This is a genomic window from Streptomyces sp. NPDC048297 (assembly GCF_043201585.1).
Taxonomy (GTDB): domain Bacteria; phylum Actinomycetota; class Actinomycetes; order Streptomycetales; family Streptomycetaceae; genus Streptomyces.
Genome location: NZ_JBICZA010000006.1, coordinates 206,363 through 229,136 on the forward strand (window position 1 = coordinate 206,363; position 22,774 = coordinate 229,136).

The 22,774-nt window shown below is 72.3% G+C and carries 19 protein-coding genes; 8 read left to right on the plus strand and 11 right to left on the minus strand.

Annotation, left to right across the window (positions count from 1 at the left end; genetic code table 11):
• Positions 1-39: 39 nt before the first annotated feature.
• Together ACGFYV_RS09240 and ACGFYV_RS09245 are read right to left on the minus strand one after the other, a co-directional pair.
• Positions 40-1,260 carry an acetyl-CoA C-acetyltransferase gene (locus ACGFYV_RS09240; RefSeq protein WP_393877721.1) on the minus strand — a complete coding sequence of 407 codons (1,221 nt, stop codon included), beginning with the start codon at positions 1,258-1,260 and terminating at the stop codon, positions 40-42.
• Positions 1,261-1,563: 303 nt separating this feature from the next.
• The gene (locus ACGFYV_RS09245) at positions 1,564-2,586 is read right to left on the minus strand and encodes an SGNH/GDSL hydrolase family protein (RefSeq protein ID WP_393877722.1); all 1,023 of its coding nucleotides are present in this window, start codon (positions 2,584-2,586) and stop codon (positions 1,564-1,566) included.
• A 162-nt stretch (positions 2,587-2,748) separates the two neighbouring features.
• Here ACGFYV_RS09245 and ACGFYV_RS09250 point away from each other — a divergent pair, with 162 nt between their 5' ends.
• Positions 2,749-4,140 (plus strand): cystathionine beta-synthase, encoded by a 1,392-nt coding sequence (locus ACGFYV_RS09250; RefSeq protein WP_393877723.1) that lies wholly within the window; start codon positions 2,749-2,751, stop codon positions 4,138-4,140.
• 386 nt (positions 4,141-4,526) lie between these two features.
• Here ACGFYV_RS09250 and ACGFYV_RS09255 read toward each other — a convergent pair whose 3' ends face one another.
• Together ACGFYV_RS09255 and ACGFYV_RS09260 are read right to left on the minus strand one after the other, a co-directional pair.
• Positions 4,527-5,033 (minus strand): hypothetical protein, encoded by a 507-nt coding sequence (locus tag ACGFYV_RS09255; protein WP_393877724.1) that lies wholly within the window; start codon positions 5,031-5,033, stop codon positions 4,527-4,529.
• A gap of 125 nt (positions 5,034-5,158) precedes the next feature.
• Positions 5,159-6,577 (minus strand): purine-cytosine permease family protein, encoded by a 1,419-nt coding sequence (locus ACGFYV_RS09260; RefSeq protein WP_393877725.1) that lies wholly within the window; start codon positions 6,575-6,577, stop codon positions 5,159-5,161.
• Positions 6,578-6,705: 128 nt separating this feature from the next.
• Between ACGFYV_RS09260 and ACGFYV_RS09265 the strand changes: the two genes are divergently transcribed.
• A complete protein-coding gene (locus tag ACGFYV_RS09265) occupies positions 6,706-7,548 on the plus strand; it encodes a MurR/RpiR family transcriptional regulator (RefSeq protein WP_393877726.1) in 843 nt (280 codons plus the stop codon).
• Between the two features lie 130 nt (positions 7,549-7,678).
• Here the strand turns inward: ACGFYV_RS09265 and ACGFYV_RS09270 are convergent, their stop codons facing one another.
• From ACGFYV_RS09270 to ACGFYV_RS09290, 5 genes are all read right to left on the minus strand, one after another.
• A complete protein-coding gene (locus ACGFYV_RS09270; RefSeq protein ID WP_393877727.1) occupies positions 7,679-8,053 on the minus strand; it encodes a hypothetical protein in 375 nt (124 codons plus the stop codon).
• 17 nt (positions 8,054-8,070) lie between these two features.
• Positions 8,071-8,574, minus strand: coding sequence for a roadblock/LC7 domain-containing protein (locus ACGFYV_RS09275; RefSeq protein ID WP_393877728.1), 504 nt, complete (start codon positions 8,572-8,574; stop codon positions 8,071-8,073).
• A gap of 31 nt (positions 8,575-8,605) precedes the next feature.
• Positions 8,606-9,424 carry a transcriptional regulator gene (locus tag ACGFYV_RS09280; protein WP_393877729.1) on the minus strand — a complete coding sequence of 273 codons (819 nt, stop codon included), beginning with the start codon at positions 9,422-9,424 and terminating at the stop codon, positions 8,606-8,608.
• On the minus strand, positions 9,421-9,810 hold the full coding sequence (locus tag ACGFYV_RS09285; protein WP_393877730.1) for a hypothetical protein: 390 nt from the start codon (positions 9,808-9,810) through the stop codon (positions 9,421-9,423). Before ACGFYV_RS09285 ends, ACGFYV_RS09280 begins: the two co-directional genes overlap by 4 nt.
• A gap of 178 nt (positions 9,811-9,988) precedes the next feature.
• Entirely contained in the window at positions 9,989-11,407 is a 1,419-nt protein-coding gene (locus ACGFYV_RS09290) for a diaminopimelate decarboxylase (protein ID WP_393877788.1), read from the minus strand.
• 197 nt (positions 11,408-11,604) lie between these two features.
• Between ACGFYV_RS09290 and hutU the strand changes: the two genes are divergently transcribed.
• The 4 genes from hutU to hutI are packed head-to-tail and all read left to right on the plus strand — an operon-like array spanning position 11,605 to position 17,043.
• Positions 11,605-13,269: a urocanate hydratase gene (gene hutU / locus ACGFYV_RS09295; protein ID WP_393877731.1), complete on the plus strand. Its 1,665-nt coding sequence runs from the start codon at positions 11,605-11,607 to the stop codon at positions 13,267-13,269.
• 35 nt (positions 13,270-13,304) lie between these two features.
• Positions 13,305-14,507 carry an allantoate amidohydrolase gene (locus tag ACGFYV_RS09300; protein WP_393877789.1) on the plus strand — a complete coding sequence of 401 codons (1,203 nt, stop codon included), beginning with the start codon at positions 13,305-13,307 and terminating at the stop codon, positions 14,505-14,507.
• Positions 14,504-15,841 (plus strand): formimidoylglutamate deiminase, encoded by a 1,338-nt coding sequence (locus tag ACGFYV_RS09305; RefSeq protein WP_393877732.1) that lies wholly within the window; start codon positions 14,504-14,506, stop codon positions 15,839-15,841. Before ACGFYV_RS09300 ends, ACGFYV_RS09305 begins: the two co-directional genes overlap by 4 nt.
• Before the next feature lie 26 nt (positions 15,842-15,867).
• Positions 15,868-17,043 (plus strand): imidazolonepropionase, encoded by a 1,176-nt coding sequence (hutI, locus tag ACGFYV_RS09310; RefSeq protein WP_393877733.1) that lies wholly within the window; start codon positions 15,868-15,870, stop codon positions 17,041-17,043.
• Positions 17,044-17,133: 90 nt separating this feature from the next.
• On the opposite strand, the gene ACGFYV_RS09315 is transcribed toward hutI, so the two are convergent.
• Both ACGFYV_RS09315 and ACGFYV_RS09320 read right to left on the minus strand, forming a co-directional pair.
• Complete coding sequence (locus ACGFYV_RS09315; protein ID WP_393877734.1) at positions 17,134-18,750, minus strand: RICIN domain-containing protein; 1,617 nt, start codon at positions 18,748-18,750, stop codon at positions 17,134-17,136.
• A 357-nt stretch (positions 18,751-19,107) separates the two neighbouring features.
• Positions 19,108-20,013 carry an RNA polymerase sigma factor SigF gene (locus ACGFYV_RS09320; RefSeq protein ID WP_393877735.1) on the minus strand — a complete coding sequence of 302 codons (906 nt, stop codon included), beginning with the start codon at positions 20,011-20,013 and terminating at the stop codon, positions 19,108-19,110.
• A 249-nt stretch (positions 20,014-20,262) separates the two neighbouring features.
• Here ACGFYV_RS09320 and ACGFYV_RS09325 point away from each other — a divergent pair, with 249 nt between their 5' ends.
• The gene (locus ACGFYV_RS09325; protein ID WP_393877736.1) at positions 20,263-20,640 is read left to right on the plus strand and encodes an STAS domain-containing protein; all 378 of its coding nucleotides are present in this window, start codon (positions 20,263-20,265) and stop codon (positions 20,638-20,640) included.
• 584 nt (positions 20,641-21,224) lie between these two features.
• A complete protein-coding gene (locus ACGFYV_RS09330; RefSeq protein WP_393877737.1) occupies positions 21,225-21,863 on the plus strand; it encodes an ATP-binding protein in 639 nt (212 codons plus the stop codon).
• Positions 21,864-22,774: the final 911 nt, after the last annotated feature.

Consider the following 22,774-nt stretch of genomic DNA (forward strand, 5'->3'; position numbering starts at 1 on the left):
ACGTAGGGTGCTCCGCCGGCTACCGACGGTGCCCCCGGGTCAGCTGAGGCGCTCGATGACCATCGCCATGCCCTGCCCGCCGCCGACACACATGGTCTCCAGACCGAACTGCTTGTCGTGGAACTGCAGCGAGTTGATGAGCGTGCCGGTGATCCGGGCGCCGGTCATGCCGAAGGGGTGGCCGACGGCGATGGCGCCACCGTTGACGTTCAGCTTGTCGAGGTCGATGCCGAGGTCGCGGTAGGAGGGGATCACCTGGGCCGCGAAGGCCTCGTTGATCTCGACCAGGTCGATGTCGTCGACGGTGAGGCCGGCGCGCCGCAGGGCCTGCTTGGACGCCTCGACCGGGCCGAGGCCCATGATCTCGGGGGAGAGGCCGGAGACGCCGGTCGACACGATGCGGGCGAGCGGGGTCAGGCCCAGCTCGCGGGCCTTGGTGTCGGACATGATCACGACCGCGGCGGCGCCGTCGTTGAGCGGGCAGCAGTTGCCGGCGGTGACCAGGCCGTCGGGGCGGAAGACCGGCTTGAGGCCGGAGACGCCCTCCAGGGTGACGCCGGCGCGAGGGCCGTCGTCCTTGCTCACCACCGTGCCGTCGGGGAGGGTGACCGGGGTGATCTCGCGCTCCCAGAAGCCGTTCTTGATGGCTTCCTCGGCGAGGTTCTGCGAGCGGACGCCGAACTCGTCCATGTCCTGGCGGGTGACGCCCTTCCAGCGGGCGAGGTTCTCCGCGGTCTGGCCCATCGCTATGTAAGCGTCCGGCACGAGGCCGTCCTCGCGCGGGTCGTGCCAGGTCGTGCCCTCCTGCTGGGCGACCTCGGCGGTGCGGGCCTCGGCCTCGGCGAAGAACGGGTTGTGCGTGTCCGGAAGGCTGTCGGAGTTGCCCTTCACGAACCGCGACACCATCTCGACACCGGCCGAGATGAAGACGTCGCCCTCGCCGGCCTTGATGGCGTGCAGGGCCATGCGGCTCGTCTGCAGCGAGGAGGAGCAGTAGCGGGTGATCGTACAGCCGGGCAGGTGGTCCATGCCCATCTGTACGGCGACGATCCGGCCGAGGTTGTTGCCCTGCTCGCCGCCGGGCAGGCCGCAGCCGAGCATCAGGTCGTCGAGGTCCTTCGGGTCCAGCTCGGGGACCTTGGCGAGGGCGGCCTGGATGATCGTGGCGGTGAGGTCGTCGGGGCGCAGGTCCTTGAGCGAGCCCTTGAAGGCACGGCCGATGGGGGAGCGGGCGGTCGAGACGATGACGGCTTCGGGCATCACGGCTCCAGTTCGAAAGGCGCGGCGCGCCGTGCCCCGTCGGGGCGGCGGTCGGATGACGGGCGGGCCGACGGAAGTAGGTAGGCCTGAGGGGAAGTTACCTTCACGTATGGCCGGGGTCACCGGTGTGGCGGTGTGACACTGACCGCAATTGTCTAAGCGCTTGCTTTGGCCTCCGGTGGTTTGGCCGAAGGGTGCGGGTGGGCAGGGGTGCGGGTGGGAAGGGGCGGCCGTCCCGGGAGGCCCGCCCCCGGACCCCGCTCTCCCACCCTCCCACCGGTCCCGGTGGCCGAGAAGGCACCGTCACGTCGACGGGGCTGCCGGTTCGGCTTCGGGGACGCGGCGGCGGCGTCTGCGCTTCAGCAGGGCCCAGGGGCCGCGAGGGCCCGTCGGCATGGCGGCGGTGACCTCGGTGCCCGCCTCGGACGCGGCCTCCGCGGCAGCGCGGGCCACCGGCAGGAACCCCTCGCGGCGGGAGACGTCCGGCCGCTCCTCCTCCGCGGGCCACAGCCCCAGCGAGGCGCAGACGGTCGGCAGGACCGCCATCGCCGCGGTCGCGTACCCCTCCGCAGAGGGGTGGTAGTTGTCCGGCCCGAACAGCTCACGCGGGTTCGCCTCGAACTCCGGGCCCAGCAGGTCGCCGAGCGACACGGTCCGGCCGCCCTGCTCCACCGCCCCGATCGTCTGCGCCGCCGCCAACTGCCGCGAGGCCCGGCGCGCCAGCCAGCGCAGCGGCTGCTGCACCGGCTCGATGGTGCCGAGGTCGGGACACGTGCCGACGACCACCTCCGCACCGGCCGTGCGCAGCCGCCGTACCGCCGCCGACAGGTGCCGTACCGAGCGGGTCGGCGGCATCCGGTGGGTCACGTCGTTCGCGCCGACCATGATCACGCAGATGTCGGGGACCGGGAGAGAAGGGGACAGGACCAGCGCGACCTGGCGGTCCAGGTCGTCCGACTGGGCGCCGGCAAGGGCCACGTTACGCAGCTGAACCGGCCGCTCCGCCACCGCCGAAAGGCCCGACGCCAGCAGCGCCCCCGGTGTCTGGCCCGCGCGGTGCACGCCCTGGCCCGCCGCCGTGGAGTCGCCGAGCATGGCCATCCGCAGCGGCGGCTCACCGGGCACGCCGTAGGTCTGGCCGTACAGGCCCTCGGCCACGGGCACCCGACCCCCGCGGTTCCCGTTGTTCACGGCACGGCGGGCCAGCCGCACCTCCGCCAGCACCAGCCCGACGGCCGCCGCACCGATTAGCCCGACCCCGCCACCGCCGTACGCCGCCCCGGCCGCGATGCGCCGGGCCACACGCGCCCTCGACATGTTCGTCATGCGTCGCCGCCACCTCCTCGTAGCCGTACATCCACTCCTTGCCCCGTACGGCCCGTGCGCCAATCTCAACGGGGAGTGAACGCCCACCGCGCGTCACCCGGGGGCCTTAGGCTGGCGGAACCACTACGACCACTGTTTTTGTGCAAGCAACCGGAGACAACGGTGCAATTCCACGACTCGATGATCAGCCTCGTCGGCAATACCCCGCTGGTCAGGCTCAACAACGTGACCACGGGCATCCAGGCCACCGTCCTGGCGAAGGTCGAGTACTTCAACCCGGGCGGTTCCGTGAAGGACCGCATCGCCCTGCGCATGATCGAGGCCGCGGAGGAGAGCGGCGCGCTCAAGCCCGGCGGCACGATCGTCGAACCGACCAGTGGGAACACCGGTGTGGGACTCGCCATCGTGGCCCAGCAGAAGGGCTACAAGTGCATCTTCGTGTGCCCGGACAAGGTGAGCACCGACAAGATCAACGTGCTGCGCGCGTACGGCGCCGAGGTCGTCGTCTGCCCGACGGCCGTCGACCCGGAGCACCCGGACTCCTACTACAACGTCTCCGACCGGCTCGTCCGTGAGACCCCGGGCGCCTGGAAGCCGGACCAGTACTCCAACCCCAACAACCCCCTCTCCCACTATCACTCGACCGGACCCGAGCTGTGGGAGCAGACCGAGGGGAAGATCACCCACTTCGTGGCGGGCGTCGGCACCGGCGGCACCATCTCCGGCACCGGCCGCTACCTGAAGGACGCCAGCGACGGCCGGGTCAAGGTCGTCGGCGCCGACCCGGAGGGCTCCGTGTACTCCGGCGGCTCCGGGCGCCCGTACCTGATCGAGGGCGTCGGCGAGGACTTCTGGCCGACCGCCTACGACCGCACCGTCGCCGACGAGATCGTCGCCGTGTCCGACAAGGACGCCTTCCAGATGACCCGCCGCCTCGCCAAGGAGGAGGGCCTGCTCGTCGGCGGCTCCTGCGGCATGGCCGTCGTCGCCGCGCTGCGCGTCGCCGAGCGGCTCGGCCCGGACGACGTCGTGGTCGTCCTGCTCCCGGACAGCGGCCGCGGCTACCTCAGCAAGATCTTCAACGACGAGTGGATGGCCGACTACGGCTTCCTCGAGGACGAGGGCCCCAGCGCCCGCGTCGCCGACGTGCTCAGCGACAAGGCCGGCGGCACCATCCCGTCCCTGGTGCACATGCACCCGGAGGAGACCGTCGGCCAGGCCATCGAGGTGCTGCGCGAGTACGGCGTCTCGCAGATGCCGGTCGTCAAGCCCGGCGCAGGCCACCCCGACGTGATGGCCGCCGAGGTCGTCGGCTCGGTCGTGGAGCGCGAGCTGCTGGACGCCCTGTTCTCCAAGCGGGCCTCGCTGGAGGACCCGCTGGAGAAGCACATGTGCGCCCCGCTGCCGCAGGTCGGCTCCGGTGAGCCGGTCGGCGACCTGATGCAGGTGCTGGGCACGGCGGACGCGGCGATCGTCCTGGTCGAGGGCAAGCCGACCGGAGTGGTCAGCCGGCAGGACCTGCTGGCCTTCCTGGCCAAGGGCGGAAAGCAGTAGCGAACCCCCGGTGAACGGCCCGTGTCCGCGGCGAACACGCGGTGACCTGGGCCGATCCAGCTGTCTCGGAAGCGGTACGAGCGTGTCACGTGCACGCAGCACCCGCTTAACACGGGTACGGCAGATTGGTGGGTGTCGGCAGGGCGGGAGCGGCTCCCCGCCTCGCCGGCACCGAACGGCGCCAAGGACCTCCGGAGCGGCTCCCGGACCTCCACGGACGCCACGGACGCGCAGCCCGGCCCTGACCCGGCCCGCGTCCCGTGCGGGGACCGCCGTCGTCCCGCCCCCCGGAAACGGGGGTGCGGCGGTCCCCGCCTATTTTTGCGGCTGAACCGCCGCCGCTCTCGCGGAGAGCCGCCTGCTCTCTGTCGGCTACTCCCTGTCGACTACTCCCGGTCGGCCCCTCTGCCCGGGAGCAGTTCCGGGTGGAGGCGGACGGCCTGGGCCGCGTTGACGCCGACGACGCCGATCCAGCAGGCCACCAGGCCGGACATCCCGGCGAGGCCGCCGGCGATGGCGGACAGCGGGATGGCCAGCACCAGGGTGAGCAGGGCGAATCCGTAGCGCTCGGCCCAGGAGTCGTCCTGCTTCGGCCGCCGGCCGCCGCGTGCGGCCGCCATCCGCTGCTCGGCCAGGTGCCGCCGCACCCGGCGGTCGACCGTGTCGTCGATGCGCTGCTCGACCTTCTCCAGGAAGGAGTCGACCAGCGCGGAGTCGTACTCCTCGCCCAGTTCCCGGCGGGCCCGCACGGTGGCGTCCAGGTCCTTGCGGATGTCGACGTGATCCACGTGATCCACGTGATCCAGGTGATCCACGTGATCGGCACTGGCGGCTCGGTCGCCGCGGTCTGCGTGCTCGACGGGGCCGGCGTGCTGCGGGTCGCTTGCGCTCATGGGCTTCACCCTAGGGAGCGGGTCATGCCCGCCGCACTGGGGACAACCCCCCTGTTCGCGTGGGGCCGGCCGCCGTCCGGGCGGAGGCCGGCGCTCGGCCGGGAGGTCAGCGCTCGGCCGGAAGGTCAGCGCGCCTGCGGCGCCCCGGCCTGATCCGCGCCCGGCGTGGGCGTCTGCGCCCCCGGCAGGTGCGCCGTGTTGCGCCGTGCGATCAGCCAGTACAGCAGCGCCGGCACGACCAGGCCGACGATCCAGGAGACGTCCGCGCCGCCCAGCGGCTCGACCAGCGGGCCGGTGTAGAAGCTCGTGGCGAGGAACGGCAGCTGGGCCAGCAGGCCCACCGTGTAGACCGCGAGGGCGTCCCAGCGCCAGGCTCCGTAGCGGCCGTTCGGGTCGCTGAGCGCCGGGATGTCGTAGCGCTCCTTGGAGATCAGGTAGTAGTCGACCAGGTTGATCGCCGACCAGGGGGTGAAGAAGGTCAGCAGGAACAGCAGGAACTCCTTGAAGGAGGACAGGAAGCTGTCCTTGCCCAGCAGGGCCACCACGGTCCCGGCCACCATGATCAGCGCGATGTAGGCGGCCCGCCCGCGCTGCGACAGCACCCGCTGCCCCTTGAAACCGCTCACGCTGGTCACCAGCGACATGAAGCCGCCGTAGGTGTTGAGCACGTTGACGGTGAGCTTGCCGAGGGCGATCACGAAGTAGAGGAAGGACGCCACCAGACCCGTGCCGCCGAGCCCGACGACGTAGCCGACCTGGCTGTCCAGGAACGTGGTGCCCGCCGTGGCCGCGACCAGCACGCCGAAGGTCATCGACCACTGGGAGCCGAGCGCCGACCCGGACAGCGTCCACCAGAAGGTGGCCTTCGCCGAGGTCGTGCGCGGCAGGTAGCGCGAGTAGTCCGCCACGTAGGGGCCGAACGCCAGCTGCCAGGACGCCGACAGCGAGATCGCCAGCAGGAACATCGGCAGCGAGAAGTGCGCGTTGTGCAGCAGGGTGCCGAGGTCGACGCGGTCCAGGAGCCGTATGCCCAGGTAGACGAAGGCGAGCGCGCAGATCACGCTCGCCACCCGGCCCAGGGTGTGGATGACCCGGTAGCCGACGGCCGCCACGACCGCGGTGACGACGGCGAAGGCGATGATGCCGGTGGTGTCGTCGGTGTGCGTCAGCCGGCCGACCGCCTGCCCGGCCAGCACGCTGCCGGAGGCGAAGAAGCCGACGTACATCACGACCACCAGCAGCAGCGGCACGACCGCACCGCGCACCCCGAACTGGGCGCGCGACTGGATCATCTGCGGCAGGCCCAGCCGGGGACCCTGCGCCGAGTGCAGGGCCATCACGGCGCCGCCCAGCAGGTTGCCGAGCACCAGGCCGACGAGCGACCACACCACGTCCCCGCCGAAGACGACCGCCAGGGCGCCGGTGACGACGGCCGTGATCTGGAGGTTCGCCCCGAGCCAGAGGGTGAACTGGCTGAACGCCGTACCGTGCCGCTCCTCGTCGGGGACGATGTCGATGGAGCGGAGTTCGATGAGTTGTGCCATGCGCTGTCCCTACTTCGCCTGTATAACAATATGCAGGGTTACACTCTCTGAATAGGAAGGGCGTGTTTGTCAATGCCTCGGCGCTGTACTCTCCCGGGGCGTGGAGGAGAACTGAGGGGGAGTACGTGATGAGCACGATCGACAGCCCGGCCAATCGGCTCCAGGCGCTCTTCGAGGGCCACCGGCTCACGCCGACGCAGCGCCGTATCGCGCACAGCATGGTGCGCCGGGCCGTGGACGTGCCGTTTCTGTCCAGCGTGGAACTGGCCGAACTGGCCGGGGTCAGCCAGCCGTCGGTGACCCGGTTCGCCGTCGCCCTCGGCTTCGACGGCTACCCGGCGCTGCGCAAGCACCTGCGCGAGGTGGTGCCCGCCGAACCGGCCGCCGAAGCCGGCTCGTACAACGAGTACCAGCAGGCCGTCGAGGCCGAGATCGAGAACCTCAAGCACCTCGCCGAGCTGCTCGCCGACCCCCGCCCGGTGCAGCGGGCCGGCCGGATCCTGGCCGCCTCCCGGCCGCTGCCGGTGCTCGGACTGCGCGCCGCCGCCTCGCAGGCCTACGGCTTCTCCTACTTCGCCGCCAAGGTCCACCCGGACGTCCGGCTGCTCAACGAGGGCGGCACGATGATCGAGGACCGCATCGACGCGGCCGTCCGCGCCGGCGCCTCGGCGCTGCTGTGCTTCGCGCTGCCCCGGCATCCGCGCGAGGTCGTCGACACCCTCGCCTACGCCAGGCGGGCGGGGCTGACCGTGGTCACGGTCGCCGACTCCGCCTTCGCGCCGGTGGCCAAGCACTCCGACCTGCTGCTGCCGGCCGCCGTCGGCACCGGGCTCGCCTTCGACACCGCGTGCGCGCCGATGCTGCTCGGACGGGTGCTGCTGGAGGCGCTCTGCGACGACCTGCCCGACGCACAGGCCCGCCTGGAGGAGTTCGACGCCAACGCGGCGGCCCGCGGCCTGTTCGCCGAGTGACCCGGCGCCGGATCGGGTGCCGGTCGGGCCCGGGGCCCGGTGGGCGGGGCCGTGAAAGGCCGTGCGGTACGGGTGCCGCGGCCGGCGACGCGGCCCCGGATGGGACCCGCCGCCGTACCGCAGCCCTCCTCTAGACCTCCAGCTCCCCCTCGATCTTCTTGAGCTGGTGGCGGGCCATCGCCAGGTTGGCCCGGGAGGCGTCCAGAACCAGGTAGAGGAACAGGCCGTTGCCGCCGTGGCCCTTGAGCAGGCGGATCAGGTGGTACTGGTCCGACAGCGTGATCAGGATGTCCTCGATCTCGGCCTTGAGGCCGAGGTGCTCCATGGTGCGCATCTTGGCGCGGATCACGTCCGTGTTGCCGGCGGCGGCCACGTTCAGGTCGAAGCTCTTGCTGCCGCCCATCGTGCCCAGCGCCATCCCGCTGGTGTAGTCGACGAGCGCGACGCCGGTGGCGCCCTCGATGGAGGTCAGCGCCTCTTTCAGTGCGGTCTCGGTGTTGGCCATGACGGTCCTCTCAACTTTCAACTGTCGGTTGTGGTGCGCGCTTCGGCGGTCGTGGCGCGTGGCGCGCGCGTGGATCTGGTCGGTGGTGCGGATGCGGCCCTGGCGGTCGCCCGGGTGGCCGGTGCCGCCTGTGCCGCGGCCTCGGCCGCGTCGAGCAGCTCCCCGACGCGGGCGCCCGCGCGGCGGCCCTCCAGGTGCAGCCGGCCGACGTTGACCCGGTCCTGGGCCAGCAGCGTCAGCACGGCGGTGCGGCCGGCCGCGTAGGTGGCGACGTAGCCGTGCTCGCCGCGCACCAGCAGCTCCCGGAAGCTGCCGTTCCCGGTGGCGTCGGCCATCCGCACGGAGACGCCGAGCGCGGCCGCGGTGAGCGCGGCCAGGCCCTCCGGGGCGACCCCCGGGGTGTCGTGGGCGACGACAAGGCCGTCGACACCGGCGGCGAGGGCGCCGGTGAGCTGCGGCACGCGGGTCCGTAGCCGGCGTAGTTCCTCCAGGACGGCTTCGAGGTCCTTCTCGGACACCATCAGCTCTCTCTTCTCGGCGGGTTGGTGCCGTTCAAAACGCCTCCAGCGCATCCCTGAGCCTCTTCAGCAGCGCGATGTCGGGGTCGGTGACCGTGAGTGCGGGAGCCGGTGGGTCCCGTGGCGGCGCGGGGGCCGTGGGCACGGGCCGGAGGAGTCCGGCCCCCGCGAGCCGGCGGACGTCCACCAGCGTGTGGAACGCCTGCCGGCCCAGATCGCGGGCGATCTCCGGGGCCGTGCGGACGCCGTCCACCAGGTCCAGGACCGCCCGGGCACGCGGGGTGACCGGTGCCGCGGCGGCCGGGGCGGTGCGGATCAGGGGGGCGCTGTCGGCCGCGGGGTCCGGCCACAGGCGGTGCAGCAGCAGACGGCGGCGCAGCGTCTCGTGTTCCAGCGCGATGACGGGGACCGAGGGCAGTGGGCCCAGGTGGGGCGTGCTGTCGTAGCGGAAGTGGCCCGGAGCGCTGCTCGGCGAGAGCGCGAAGAACCCGGCGTCGTACAGCGCGTCCAGGTGGCACAGCTCAAGGGCGCCCTCGGGCAGCGCCCCCTCGGCCAGCAGCAGGTGGGCCGCGTCCGCGGAGCCGCCGGCCCGTCCGGCCGCCCGCTGCCAGGCGGCGCCCGCGAGGGTGCCGTGGGCCGTGAGGAGCACGTCGAGACCCGGGGCACGGGAGCTCTCGGCGTGCACCACCCGGCCATCGGCGAGGTGCAGGGTGCCGTGTTCGCGGACGAGGACGCCGGTCGCCTGTTCCTCGGCGAGCCGCCGCAGCATCGGCGACAGCGAGCCCGCCGTGCGGTCCTGCGGATTGGCCCTGGCCCGCACCGGAAGTGACGGAGGTGTGGAGACCATCGTCATCCCAGCACCAGCCGGGCGGCCATCTCGCTCAGCCGGATCCGCGCGAGGGCGAGGTTGCCCTCCTCGCGGCCGAGCCACAGATGCAGGAAGACGCTGCTGTCGAAGGACGTGCTCACGAACCGCAGCAGGTGGTAGCTGTCGTGGTTGCTGACGATCACGTCCTCGACGGGAGGCCGCCCGTCGTCGCCCGCGTCGGGCGCGAAGGCGCCGTGCTCGGCGGCCAGCCGGGCCAGCTCGGCCGCCTCGGCCGCGGTGGTCTCGTGGTCGCCCCCCGGGGCGTCCCCGACGGTGCCCAGCGCCAGTCCGCTGGTCCAGTCCACCAGCGCGGCCCCCCGGGCACCGGGCAGCCGCATTGCCTCCAGTAAGCACTCGTCGATTCCGGGCACGCCGGATCCCCTCCCTGCTGTACTCCGGCTGAGTGACAGGGACTGTACGCAAAGTGCGCGCGAGGGGTGGGGGGTTTGGCATTTTCCGGTGGAACATGCTTCCGGCGTACTAGAGTGGTTCAACTGACAGCTGTTCCAGGCCAGTTGACCCATTCATGCGAGGTGGGGCCGAGGCGCGTCAACGGCTCCCGGACGTGTGCAGGGTGGTGAGCGCGGTCGCGTGCGCCCCTCCGGATTCGGCCACCACCTCCGCCACGGTCTGCGGCTCCCGTACCGTCGCGAAGGCGACGCCGCCCGCGGCGCTCGGTACGAAGCCGTAGATGCCGGGCCGGGCGAGGGAGTTGTAGGCGTAGTGGTGCGCGAAGTAGTACGCGCCCGTGTCCAGGGCCGCCGCGTAGTCGCCCTGCTCCAGCAGGGGCAGCGTGCGCCCCTCGGCGAGCAGGTCGCCGGAGAAGCAGGCGGGGCCGGCCACGTCCTGCACCACCCCGGGCCCCGGTTTGGGCCGCCCCTTGGCGTCGTACGCGGCGATCCGCAGGGGCCACGCCTCCGGCACGTACACCGTGCGCGTCGCCACCTGCACGCCCGCGTGCGTCACCGCGATCCGCCGCCCGCCCGCGCTCTTGGCGTACTCCACCCGGGCCACCACCGTGCCGTGCCTGGCCAGAAGTGACCGCCCGAACTCGGTCACCAGCCCGTACCGTCCGTCGAACAGCCCCGGCACCTCCCGCGCCAGCAGCCGCGCGTACGCGGCGTACGTCGGCTCCGTCGCCTCCGCCGCGAAGTTCACCGACAGCCCGCCGCCGATGTCGAGCGTGTCGATCTGCCGCCGCCCGAGCCGCGCGTTGATCTCCTCGGCCAGCCGGTACGTCTCCGCCACACCCCGCGCCAGCAGCGGCAGCGGGATCCCCTGCGAACCGGTGTGCGCGTGCAGCCGGGTCAGCCACGGCCGCGCGGTGAACGCCTCCACGACCCACTCCATGGCCCCCTCGTCGCGCAGCGCCACCCCGAACTTCGAGGTCGCCGTCGCCGTGGAGGTGGCCCCGATCGTCCCGCCCCCGATCTGCGGATTCACCCGGAGCCCCAGCGGCGAACGGGTGGGCGAGGCATGCACCAGGGCGTCGATCCGGGCCAGCTCCTGCGGATTGTCCGCGTTCACGGCGACGCCCAGCGCCAGCGCCTCGCGCAGCTCCGCCTCCGTCTTGGCGGGGGCGTCGAACACCGTCCGCTCCGCCGCGACCCCGGCCGCCCGCGCGAGTGCCAGCTCACCCGGGCTCGCCACCTCCGCGCCGATGCCCTCCTCGTGCAGCAGCCGCAGCACCGGCACCAGCGGGGTCGCCTTCACCGCGAAGGCGTGCAGCACCGGGGTCCCCGGCGCCACGACCGCGTCGAACGCCGCGCGCAGGGCCGCCGCCGACTCCCGGATGCCGGCCACGTCCAGCAGGCCCACCACCGGCGCGTCCGGGCCCAGCAGGCCCTGCGCGACCGCGCCCCGCACCGCCTCGTCCCGCCGTGCCGCGCGCTCCCGCGCCTCACGCCCGACGTCCTGCCCTGCGACGTCCCGCCCTACGGAGTCCTGCGCTACGGCGTCCTGCTCCATGGCGTCCTGTCCCGCCGCGTCCTGTCCCACCGCGTCCCGCTCCACAGTCCTCTCCCCGTCCTGTCTGCCTTCCCGTCCCTGTGTGGCGATTCCAGCCAAACACTCGTGGCGCCCCGGCGTGTCATGCTCGCCGTATTGACTAGTTCTATTCAGAGGTTCAGGATGTGAATAGACCCAGTAATAGGAGGAGGCAGACGATGTCGGGACCCCGCCCCGTACGAGCAGCGCGCGGCACGGAACTGAGCGCCCTGGGATGGCAGCAGGAAGCCGCCCTGCGGATGCTGCAGAACAACCTCGACCCCGAGGTCGCGGAGCACCCCGACAAGCTCGTCGTCTACGGCGGCACGGGCAAGGCCGCCCGTGACTGGCGCTCCTTCGACGCCATGGTCCGCACCCTGCGCACCCTCAAGCAGGACGAGACCATGCTCGTCCAGTCGGGCCGCCCGGTCGGCGTCATGCAGACCCACGAGTGGGCCCCTCGCGTCCTCCTCGCCAACTCCAACCTCGTCGGCGACTGGGCCAACTGGGAGGAGTTCCGCCGCCTGGAGGCCCTCGGCCTGACCATGTACGGCCAGATGACCGCCGGCTCCTGGATCTACATCGGTACCCAGGGCATCCTCCAGGGAACCTACGAGACCTTCGCCGCCGTCGCCGCGAAGAAGTTCAACGGCACCCTCGCCGGCACCATCACCCTCACCGCCGGCCTCGGCGGCATGGGTGGCGCCCAGCCGCTCGCCGTGACCATGAACGACGGCGTCGCCATCTGCGTCGACTGCGACCCGCGCGCCATCGAGCGCCGCATCGAGCACCGCTACCTGGACGTCAGGGCCGACAGCCTCGACCACGCCCTCCAGCTCGCCACCGAGGCCCGCGACCAGCGCAAGCCGCTGTCCATCGGCGTCCTCGGCAACGCCGCCGAGCTGGTCCCGCAGCTGCTCGCGATGAACGCGCCGATCGACATCGTCACCGACCAGACCTCCGCGCACGACCCGCTGGCGTACCTGCCGGTCGGCGTCGCCTTCGAGGACATGGCCGACGCCGCCGCCAAGGACCCGGCCGGCTTCACCACCCGCTCCCGCGAGTCGATGGCGAAGCACGTCGAGGCCATGGTCGGCTTCATGGACGCCGGCGCCGAGGTCTTCGACTACGGCAACTCCATCCGCGGCGAGGCCCAGCTGGCCGGTTACGACCGCGCCTTCGCCTTCCCCGGCTTCGTCCCCGCCTATATCCGCCCCCTCTTCTGCGAGGGCAAGGGCCCCTTCCGCTGGGCCGCCCTGTCCGGCGAGGCCTCGGACATCGCCAAGACCGACAAGGCGATCCTCGAACTCTTCCCCGAGAACGAGTCCCTGCACCGCTGGATCAAGATGGCCGGCGAGCGCGTCCACTTCCAGGGCCTGCCCGCCCGTATCTGCTGGCTCGGCTACGGCGAGCGCGACAAGGCCGGCGAGCGCTTCAACGACATGGTCGCCTCCGGCGAGCTGGCCGCCCCGCTGGCCATCGGCCGCGACCACCTCGACTGCGGCTCCGTCGCCTCCCCGTACCGCGAGACCGAGGCCATGCTCGACGGCTCCGACGCGATCGCCGACTGGCCGCTGCTGAACGCCATGGTGAACGTGGCCTCCGGCGCGAGCTGGGTCTCCCTCCACCACGGCGGCGGCGTGGGCATGGGCCGCTCCATCCACGCCGGCCAGGTCTCGGTCGCCGACGGCACGAAGCTCGCCGGCGAGAAGGTCCGCCGTGTCCTCACCAACGACCCCGGCATGGGTGTCATCCGGCACGTGGACGCGGGCTACGACATCGCCGAGTCCGTCGCGCAGGAGCGCGGCGTCCGGGTTCCGATGCGTGAGGGTGACGACGCGTGAGCCAGGACCAGATCTCCGGCGACTCCTTCCACACGATGTGGCGCGATCTGCTCCCCATAGGCCGGCACGCCGACTCCGGCGGCTACCGGCGCTTCGCCTGGACCGGCGCCGACGCCGAGTGCCGGGCCTGGTTCAAGGAGCAGGCCGAGGCACGCGGACTGACCTACGAGGTCGACCGGAACGGCAACCAGTGGGCCTGGCTCGGCGACCCCGCAGCCGGGGACGCCGTCGTCACCGGATCGCACCTGGACTCGGTGCCGGACGGCGGCGCCTTCGACGGCCCCCTCGGTGTCGTGTCCTCCTTCGCCGCCCTGGACGAGCTGCGCGCACGCGGTGTGCGCTTCACCAAGCCCCTCGCCCTCGTCAACTTCGGTGACGAGGAAGGCGCCCGGTTCGGGCTGGCCTGTGTCGGATCGCGGCTCACCTCCGGGCAGCTGACCGCCGAGGCGGCGCAGCTGCTCACCGACGGCCAGGGGATCACCCTCCCGAAGGCCATGGAGGCCGCTGGATTCGACCCCGAGGCCATCGGACCCGACCCGGAGCGGCTGGAGGGCATCGGCGCCTTCGTCGAACTGCACGTCGAGCAGGGCCGCGCGCTGGACCTGTCCGGCGACCGGGTCGGCGTCGCCAGCGCCATCTGGCCGCACGGCCGCTGGCGGTTCGACTTCCGCGGTGAGGCCAACCACGCGGGCACCACCCGCCTCGTGGACCGGCACGACCCGATGCTGTCGTACGCGGAGACCGTCCTGGCCGCCCGCCGCGAGGCACAACTGGCCGGTGCCGTCGCCACCTTCGGCAAGATCTCCGTCGAGCCGAACGGCGTCAACGCCATCCCCTCCCTGGTGCGCGGCTGGCTCGACTCCCGCGCCGCCGACCAGGAGACCCTGGACACGGTCGTCGGCGGCATCGAGAGGGCCGCACGGGAGTACGCGAAGGCCCACGGCATCGACCTCGACGTCGTCCGGGAGTCCTTCACCCCGGTCGTCGAGTTCGACCACGCCCTGCGCGACGAACTCGGCCGCATCCTGGGCAAGGACACCGGCCTGACCGTGCCCGTCCTCGGAACCGGGGCCGGACACGACGCCGGAATCCTCTCCGGCCGCATTCCGACCGCCATGCTGTTCGTGCGCAACCCCACGGGTGTCTCGCACTCCCCGGCCGAGTTCGCGGCCGAGGACGACTGCGTGGCCGGCGTGCACGCGCTCGCCGACGTACTGGAAGGACTGGCCTGCAGGTGACCAAGGGAACCTACTGGTTGGAGCACGCCTGGCTCGGCGCGAACGTCGAGCCGGGCGTGGCCCTGGACGTGGACAACGGGCGGATCAGCGCCGTCCGCACCCAGGTGCCCACCCCGCCGCCCGGCGCCGAGATCCTGCGCGGACTGACCCTCCCCGGACTCGCGAACGCCCACAGCCACGCCTTCCACCGGGCGCTGCGCGGCACCGTCCAGGTCGGCAGCGGCACCTTCTGGACGTGGCGCGAGGTGATGTACTCCGTCGCCGACCACCTGACCCCGCAGACGTACCACGCCCTCGCCCGCGCGGTGTACGCCGAGATGGCCCTGGCCGGCATCACCTGTGTCGGCGAGTTCCACTACGTGCACCACGCCCCGGGAGGCACCCGCTACGCCGACCCCAACGCGATGGGCGAGGCACTGATCGCGGCCGCCGCCGACGCCGGTGTCCGCATCACCCTCCTCGACACCTGCTACCTGTCCTCCGGCTTCGGCGAGGCCCCGAACAACCACCAGCTGCGCTTCTCCGACGGCAGCGCGGAGGCCTGGGCCGAACGCTGTTCAGTTCTCAAGGACCAGGATCACGCACGGATCGGAGCGGCGATCCACTCCGTACGGGCCGTGCCCGCCGACCAGTTGGCGACCGTGGCCCGCTGGACGGACGAGCGGCAGGCACCGCTGCACGTGCACCTGTCGGAGCAGACCGCCGAGAACGACGCCTGCCTCGCCGCGCACGGCCGCACCCCCACCCGGCTGCTCGCCGACCACGGCGTCCTCGGGCCGCGCACCACCGGTGTGCACAACACCCACCTGACCGACGAGGACATCGCCCTGCTGGGCGACTCCCGCACCGGCACCTGCATGTGCCCGACGACCGAGCGGGACCTCGCGGACGGCATCGGCCCGGCCGTCGCCCTGCAGCGGGCGGGCTCCCCGCTCTCCCTCGGCTCCGACAGCCACGCCGTCATCGACCTGCTCGAAGAGGCGCGCGCGATGGAGCTGAACGAGCGGCTGCGCACCCGCACCCGGGGCCACTGGACCGCCAACGCCCTGCTGCGGGCCGCCACCGCCGACGGCCACGCCGCCCTCGGCTGGTCGGAGGCGGGCAGCATCGAGCCGGGAGCCCTCGCCGACCTGACGACGATCGCCCTCGACTCGGTCAGGACGGCCGGACCGCTGCCCCGACTGGGCGCCGAGACGGCCGTATTCGCGGCGAGCGCCCCGGACGTGCGGCACACGATCGTGGGGGGACGCCAGGTCGTACGGGACGGCGTCCACACGCTCGTACCGGACGTGTCGTCCGCACTGGCGGACGCGATCGAAGCCCTGCGCGGCTGAACCCCATCGGCATCTCTGAGGACACCATGAGCAGCAGCACCGTCATCACCAACATCGCCACGCTGGTCACCAACGATCCCTCCCTCGGTGACAACTCGCCCCTGGGTCTGATCCAGGACGCGGCCGTCGTCATCGAGGGCGACCGCGTCGTGTGGACCGGTGAGACAAGCAAAGCACCCGCCACTGACAACGAGGTCGACGCGGGCGGCCGGGCGGTGCTGCCGGGCTTCGTGGACTCCCACTCCCACCTGGTCTTCGCCGGTGACCGGACCCAGGAGTTCAACGCCCGCATGTCCGGTCGCTCGTACAGCGCGGGCGGCATCCGCACCACGGTCGCGGCCACCCGCGCCGCGACCGACGCGGAGCTGGAGGCCAACCTCGCCCACTACCTCGCGGAGGCGCTCCGCCAGGGCACGACCACCTTCGAGACGAAGTCGGGCTACGGCCTCACCGTCGAGGACGAGGCCCGCGCCCTGCGCATCGCGGCCCGGCACACCGAGGAAGTGACCTACCTCGGCGCCCACATCGTCTCCCCCGACTACGCCGACGACCCGGCGGCCTACGTCGCCCTGGTCACCGGCGAGATGCTGGACGCCTGCGTCCCGCACGCCCGCTGGGTCGACGTCTTCTGCGAGAAGGGCGCCTTCGACGGCGACCAGGCGCGCGCGATCCTCACCGCCGGCAAGGCGAAGGGCCTGCTCCCGCGCATCCACGCCAACCAGCTCTCCTACGGCCCCGGCATCCAGCTGGCCGTGGAGCTGGACGCGGCGAGCGCCGACCACTGCACCCACCTCACCGACGCGGACGTGGACGCGCTCGCCAGTGGCAACACGGTCGCCACCCTGCTGCCCGGCGCCGAGTTCTCCACCCGTGCCGAGTGGCCGGACGCCCGCCGTCTGCTCGACGCCGGCGTCACGGTCGCGCTGTCCACGGACTGCAACCCGGGCTCGTCGTTCACCTCGTCCGTGCCGTTCTGCGTCGCCCTGGCCGTGCGGGACATGGGCATGACCCCGGACGAGGCGGTCTGGTCGGCCACCGCGGGCGGTGCCGCGGCCCTGCGCCGCACCGACATCGGCCGCCTCACCGCCGGCGCCCGCGCCGACCTGACCCTGCTGGACGCCCCCAGCCACGTCCACCTGGCCTACCGGCCGGGAGTGCCGCTGGTCAGCGAGGTGTGGCGCCAGGGCGTACGGGTGGTGTGACGGTGGTTCGACGGGTGGTGTGACGGTGGTCCGACGAGTGGCGTGACCCCGGTCCTCACCCGGCCTGTTCTCGCGGGGCGGCCCCGGCCCTCACCCGGGCCGCCCCGCGTGCCATTTCGACAGGTTCCCCTCGACGTACTCCAGCCCCACGTCGTAGCCGCCGGTGGCGGTCACCGCCATGCCCCAGTCGATGTGCGGAATGATCAGCCCGTCGTCCTGCACGGTGAACTCCAGGTTCATGCCGTTGCCGCTGTCGACCGAGGAGCAGGTCCAGATGCCGACGCCGCGGTCCGTCGCGCCGCGGCTGTCGAGGCAGAAGGTGTCGTCGGCGTACGACTGGACGACCTGCCGCCTGGCGTCGAATCGCCACAGCTGCGTCTCGGTGCCGTCGCACGGTGTGACGACCACGTCGTTGCCGTTCTCGAACCGCCCGTCCCGGGAGTCCAGGCACCACCCCGTCGCGTTGTTGACGATCGTGGCGTACGTGCCGTTCGGCGCGTGGGTCGCCGGAGCCGGAGCCCGCGGCGGCCCGGACGTGGGCGCGGGCGTCGGCGCGGGCGGGGGAGCCCCCGGCGTGGCCGGCCGGTACGACGTGCTCGTGGGGGACGGTGACCTCGTCGTGTGCGAGGGAGCCGGGGACGGGGACGAAGACGGGGACATGGAGACGGTGGCCGTGGCCGTGGCGGTGACCGTCACCTGCGGGGGCGCGGGAGTCGCCGCCACCGGCTGACCCTGGGGATCGCCGGAGGGCGACAGCACGAACACCAGGAGCGGGACGAGGACCACGGCCACCGCCGCCGCGGCCAGCAGACGACGCCTGCGTGACAGCCGGCCGCCCGCGTCCGCCGGACGGGACGTGGGCGCCGCGGGCGCCGAGGCGCTGTCCCGTACGTACGACGCCCCCCGCCATGGCAGCAGGCCCTCCGCCAGTGCCTGCCTCGGGGCGTCCCGCAGGGCGGTCAGGTCCTCGATCGCCGCCGCGCAGTACGGACACCGCACCCGGTGCGCCTCCAGATCGGCGCTGTAGCGGGGAGTGTCGGGCCGTACCGCCTCCTCGATCAGCCGGCGGAAGTCGGCGCAGCGCGGGTCGTCGGAAGCGGCCAGACGGTGCCTCAGACAGGCCTGGGCCAGCGCCTTGAGGGCCTGCGGGGTGTCGTGGACGACGTCGGAGGGCCTGAGCCCGAGGAACGCGGCCGTCCGCTCCGGGGGTTCCTGTTCGAGGACGCCGTACCAGAGCAGGCCCTGGATCCGGGAGGAGAGCGACTGGAACGCGGGCAGCAGCGGCGGGGTCGGTCCGCCGGACGGACCGCCGGAGGTGAGGACCAGCAGCAGCCCCGGGTCCAGGCCCGCCGCCCGTTCGTCGTGCGCCCAGCCGGCCGCCGAGCGGGCCGCCACGAGCAGCAGATGGTGCCGCAGCGGGACGGTCGGCTCGACGCCGCGCGCCGTGTCGCGGGCCGCCGTGGTGAGCGTCTCCGCGGCCAGCCGGCGGGCGGTGGACCCGCCGGCGGTGCACAGCCCGGCATAGGCGGCGACCGACGCCAGGTGCCGGCGGCGCAGCTCCTGCAGCGCCGGGTAGGCCGTCGCGGAGGCGGCGCGGAGCAGTGCGGTGAGCCGCGCGTCCGGGACGTTCTCGATGGCCTCGCCCGGACCCCCGCCCGGACCTCCGCCCGGACCCGCGCCCGACTCGGCACGGTCGCCCTGAGCCATGCGTACCCTCCGTCCCACGCCCCCGAACACTCTGACGTACCAGTCAGTTTGGGTGGCCCATGGTGCTGGAGGAGCGTCCTTCGGAAAAGACGTTACCGAGGGTAACTGAATAACGGTTCGCGCAATGGCCGGTCCCGTACGACGTGTTCAGGCCACGGTGGCGCCAACTGCCCCTATGTGGAGAGGGGTTCGTGTGTTCCGTATGTGCGGAGAGGGTTCGTGCGCGCAGGGTTCGTACGTGCAGGGTTCGTGCATGCCCCTCCACGGCGAAGCGGCCCGGCGTATTCCGCCGGGCCGCCCTGCGTGAGTCGAGGGAGGGCCTTCCCGCCCGCCACCCCTCCGGTCGCTCGCGCGCCGTCACTCCTCCACGGTCAGACCCCTGCGCAGCCGTACCAACGTGCGTGACAGCAGCCGCGAGACATGCATCTGGGAGATGCCGAGTTCGTCACCGATCTCCGACTGCGTCAGGCCCGCGACGAAGCGCAGGGACAGGATCTTCCGGTCCCGGGACGGCAGTTCGGCGATCAGCGGCTTCAACGACTCGACGTACTCGATGCCTTCGAGCCCGTGGTCCTCGTACCCGATCCGGTCCGCGAGCGCGCCCTCGGAGTCGTCCTCCTCGGGCTGGGCGTCCAGGGAGGAGGCCGTGTAGGCGTTCGAGGCGGCCATGCCCTCGATGACCTCGTCCTTGGACAGGCCGAGCCGCTCGGCCAGTTCCGCCGCGGTGGGGGCGCGGTCCAGCCGCTGGGCCAGCTCGTCCCCGGCCCTGGCCAGGTCCAGGCGCAGCTCCTGCAGCCGGCGCGGCACGCGCACGGACCACGAGGTGTCACGGAAGAAACGCTTGATCTCGCCGATGATGGTCGGCATCGCGAAGGTGGGGAACTCCACGCCGCGGGAGAGCTCGAAGCGGTCGATCGCCTTGATCAGCCCGATCGTGCCGACCTGGACGATGTCCTCCATCGGCTCGCTGCGGGAGCGGAAGCGGGAGGCGGCGAACTTGACCAGCGCGAGGTTCAGCTCGACGAGCGTGTTACGGACGTACGCGTACTCGTGCGTGCCTTCCTCCAGCGCCTCCAGTCGCTCGAAGAGGGTCTTCGACAGGGCCCGCGCGTCGACGGGGCCGACCTCGTCGAAGGGGGGGATCTCCGGGAGTCCCTCAAGGGGGTCGAGGGAGTCGACGGGATCGATGGGATGATCCAGCTGATCCGGTGGGGGTGTCGACGTCGCGGCCTGGGTATGCGATTCGTCGAGCCGGGGTGACATGGGTGCCCTCCATCGTTCTCGGCATATGGCTGCCGAAGCCAATTCGTGCACTGCGGTGTGCGGCGCCTCCAAAGCCGGCGTGTAGCGGAATCTGTCCTTACTAGCCCTACCGGCTCAACCGATGCGATCGCAAGTGCGTTCTGTGGTGTTATGTCTTGCTTTGTGGGGTTGTTCGGGTGTCAGAGGACGTTCTGAAGGCGTAATGTTCGAGGGCGTCAGCAGAAGCCACGACCTCGGGAGAGAGACGGCATGGACCACGGGACGGTCGGCGGCGCACAGTCGGGCCGGCTTCTGGTGGAGGTGCGGGAAGAAGGTTCCAGCGCCGTAGTGACACCTGCGGGTGAGCTGGATCACCACACCGCCGATCTCCTGCGTGAGCCGCTCGACGGCCTCCTGGCGAAGGGGTTCTCACGGCTCGTGGTGGACTGCTCGCGCCTGGAGTTCTGCGACTCCACGGGTTTGAACGTGCTTCTCGGCGCCCGCCTGAAGGCGGAGGCCGCCGGGGGCGGGGTTCATCTGGCGGGCATGCTGCCCGTCGTCGCGCGTGTGTTCGAGATCACGGGCGCCGGGGCGGTCTTCACCGTCCATGACTCCATCGAGGCGGCACTGGCCGACGAGGTCGACTGATCTCCGTTCCCGGCCGCGCGGACGCGGATGCCGTCCCGTCCCGGACGTCACCGGCGTGAGCCGGGGCGAACGGGGGCGAACGAGGGCGAAAAGGTGGGTGTTCCGCCGGATCGGCCGGGCAGGAGACATCCAGAAAGCCGTCGGCCGTCCGTGATGCTTCGGTCGTCGGAGCGGACCGTATCGGGCCGTGTCGGACCGTATCGGGCCGTGCCGGATCGTGTCGGGCCGTGCCGGACCGTATCGGGCCGTGCCGGACTGGGGTCGGCCGGAGATGAACCGGACCGTCCTGGTCCGTTCCGGTCAGTCCCGGTCGGTCTCGGTCCATCCCGGTCCGTACGGTCCGGGAACCAGGGAACGGACCGGGGGACGGACCGGGAACCGGGGAACGGCCCGGGTGCGACGTAGGGACGAGAGGCGGAGGATCGGCGGGCGACTCAGGCGGCACGTGCGGACCCCAGGGGGCGCCGGAATCCGGTGGACAGCGGATTGCGGGCGGACCGGGGCGGACGTCGGAGAAACCGGCCGGCCCGGAACGGAGCCGGACTTTGAATCGTGAACTGGTGAATCGGTGAGGTGAGGCGCTGATGAGCACCACCCGGCCCTGCTCGCCGGGCGACCGCGGCCCAGAGCCCAGCGGCGCTTCCGGGGTGTCCGAGGGGATTTCCGAGGAGACTTCCGAGGGGAGTGCGCAGGCGGACGGCGTGTCCATGGAGACGGCCGCGCCGTCCGCGTCGCCCACCTCGCCCACTCCGTCCAGCCCGCCCACCCCGTCCGAGTCGGCTGCGTCGGCCGAGGCCCCGCAGGAGGCCCCGGGGCGCCAGGTGCGCCGGCTGCGGCTGGACGGCGAGAGCGGGGTCGTTCCGCTCGCCAGGGACTTCACCCGCCAGGCGCTCTACGCCTGGGGCTGGCTGCCCGCCGCCACCGCCGACCAGCGCGCCGCCGCCGAGGACGTGCTGCTCGTGGTCTCCGAGCTGGTCACCAACGCCTGCCTGCACGCCGACGGCCCCGACGAACTGTTCCTCGCCTGCGACGACAAGGTGATCCGGCTGGAGGTCTCCGACCGCGGCACCGGCCAGCCCGCCCCCCGCACCCCGCACCGCGCCGGACGCCCCGGCGGGCACGGCATGTTCATCGTGCAGCGGCTGTGCCTGGACTGGGGCGTCGTCCGCACCCCCGGCCGCGCGGGCAAGACGGTCTGGGCGGAACTGGGCGCCCCTGCGTGACGTGACGCGGGGCGATCCCGGTCCACTTGGTCTGTTCGGTCCGTCTGGGCACTTGGTCTGTTCGGTCCGTCTGGGCACTTGGTTCACTCGGTCCGTCCGGTCTGTCCGGGTCACCCGGCCGGTCCAGTTCCTCCGGGCCGGCGGTCTCTTCGGACCGTCCAGCCCCACTCGAACGACTCGGTCCACCTGGGTCGTCCGGTTCCTTCGATCCCTCCGGTCCCTCCGGGCGCTCGGTCCACCTGGTCCGCCTGGTCCGTCCTGTCCGCTCGGGTCACTCGGTTCACCTGGGTCGGCCGATTCCTCCGGTACGCCTGGGCCAGCCGGTTCCTCCGGTCCGTCCGGTCCCTCTGGGCCGCTCGGTCCGTCCGGTCCCTCTGGGCCGTCCGGTCTGTCCTGTCCGCTCGGGCCGCTCGGTCGACCCGGTTCGTCCGGTCCCTCCAGGGTGTCCGGTTTCTGCGCTTCCTCCGGGCCACCCGGCCCGTCCGGTCCGCTCGGGCCCGCCTGGGTCATCCGGTCCACTCGGTCGACCCGACCCGACCCGACCCGACCCGACCCGACCGGTCCGGTCCGGTCCGTCCAGTCCCTCCCGGGTTACCCGGTCTCTCCGGGCGGCCCGGTCCGTCCGGTACCTCTGGCCCCTCCGGGCGGCCCGGTCCGTCCGGTACCTCTGGCCCCTCCGGGCGGCCCGGTCCGTCCGGTACCTCTGGCCCCTCCGGGGCACCCGGCTCGTCCAGTCCCTCCGGTCTGTCCGGGTCCTGTCCGCTCGGGTCACCCAGCCCACCGGGGCCAGCCGGTTCCTCGGGTCCACCCGGTCCACTCGGTCGACCCGGTCCGTCCGGTCCACTCGGTCCACCCCGGCCCCCGGGCCCCCGGGTCGCTCCGACGCCAACGCCACCCCCGTCTCCCTCTCC

Excerpts from the sequence above, each read along its gene's own strand:
- ACGFYV_RS09270 (WP_393877727.1), bottom strand. The coding sequence starts at position 8,053 with ATGGCCAACACCGAGACCGCACTGAAAGAGGCGCTGACCTCCATCGAG.
- ACGFYV_RS09265 (WP_393877726.1), top strand. The coding sequence starts at position 6,706 with ATGAGCACGATCGACAGCCCGGCCAATCGGCTCCAGGCGCTCTTCGAG.
- hutU (WP_393877731.1), top strand. The coding sequence starts at position 11,605 with ATGTCGGGACCCCGCCCCGTACGAGCAGCGCGCGGCACGGAACTGAGC.
- ACGFYV_RS09245 (WP_393877722.1), bottom strand. The coding sequence starts at position 2,586 with ATGACGAACATGTCGAGGGCGCGTGTGGCCCGGCGCATCGCGGCCGGG.
- ACGFYV_RS09260 (WP_393877725.1), bottom strand. The coding sequence starts at position 6,577 with ATGGCACAACTCATCGAACTCCGCTCCATCGACATCGTCCCCGACGAG.
- ACGFYV_RS09320 (WP_393877735.1), bottom strand. The coding sequence starts at position 20,013 with ATGTCACCCCGGCTCGACGAATCGCATACCCAGGCCGCGACGTCGACA.
- ACGFYV_RS09315 (WP_393877734.1), bottom strand. The coding sequence starts at position 18,750 with ATGGCTCAGGGCGACCGTGCCGAGTCGGGCGCGGGTCCGGGCGGAGGT.
- ACGFYV_RS09240 (WP_393877721.1), bottom strand. The coding sequence starts at position 1,260 with ATGCCCGAAGCCGTCATCGTCTCGACCGCCCGCTCCCCCATCGGCCGT.
- hutI (WP_393877733.1), top strand. The coding sequence starts at position 15,868 with ATGAGCAGCAGCACCGTCATCACCAACATCGCCACGCTGGTCACCAAC.
- ACGFYV_RS09275 (WP_393877728.1), bottom strand. The coding sequence starts at position 8,574 with ATGGTGTCCGAGAAGGACCTCGAAGCCGTCCTGGAGGAACTACGCCGG.
- ACGFYV_RS09325 (WP_393877736.1), top strand. The coding sequence starts at position 20,263 with ATGGACCACGGGACGGTCGGCGGCGCACAGTCGGGCCGGCTTCTGGTG.
- ACGFYV_RS09300 (WP_393877789.1), top strand. The coding sequence starts at position 13,305 with ATGTGGCGCGATCTGCTCCCCATAGGCCGGCACGCCGACTCCGGCGGC.
- ACGFYV_RS09280 (WP_393877729.1), bottom strand. The coding sequence starts at position 9,424 with ATGACGATGGTCTCCACACCTCCGTCACTTCCGGTGCGGGCCAGGGCC.
- ACGFYV_RS09330 (WP_393877737.1), top strand. The coding sequence starts at position 21,225 with ATGAGCACCACCCGGCCCTGCTCGCCGGGCGACCGCGGCCCAGAGCCC.
- ACGFYV_RS09290 (WP_393877788.1), bottom strand. The coding sequence starts at position 11,407 with ATGGAGCAGGACGCCGTAGCGCAGGACTCCGTAGGGCGGGACGTCGCA.
- ACGFYV_RS09255 (WP_393877724.1), bottom strand. The coding sequence starts at position 5,033 with ATGAGCGCAAGCGACCCGCAGCACGCCGGCCCCGTCGAGCACGCAGAC.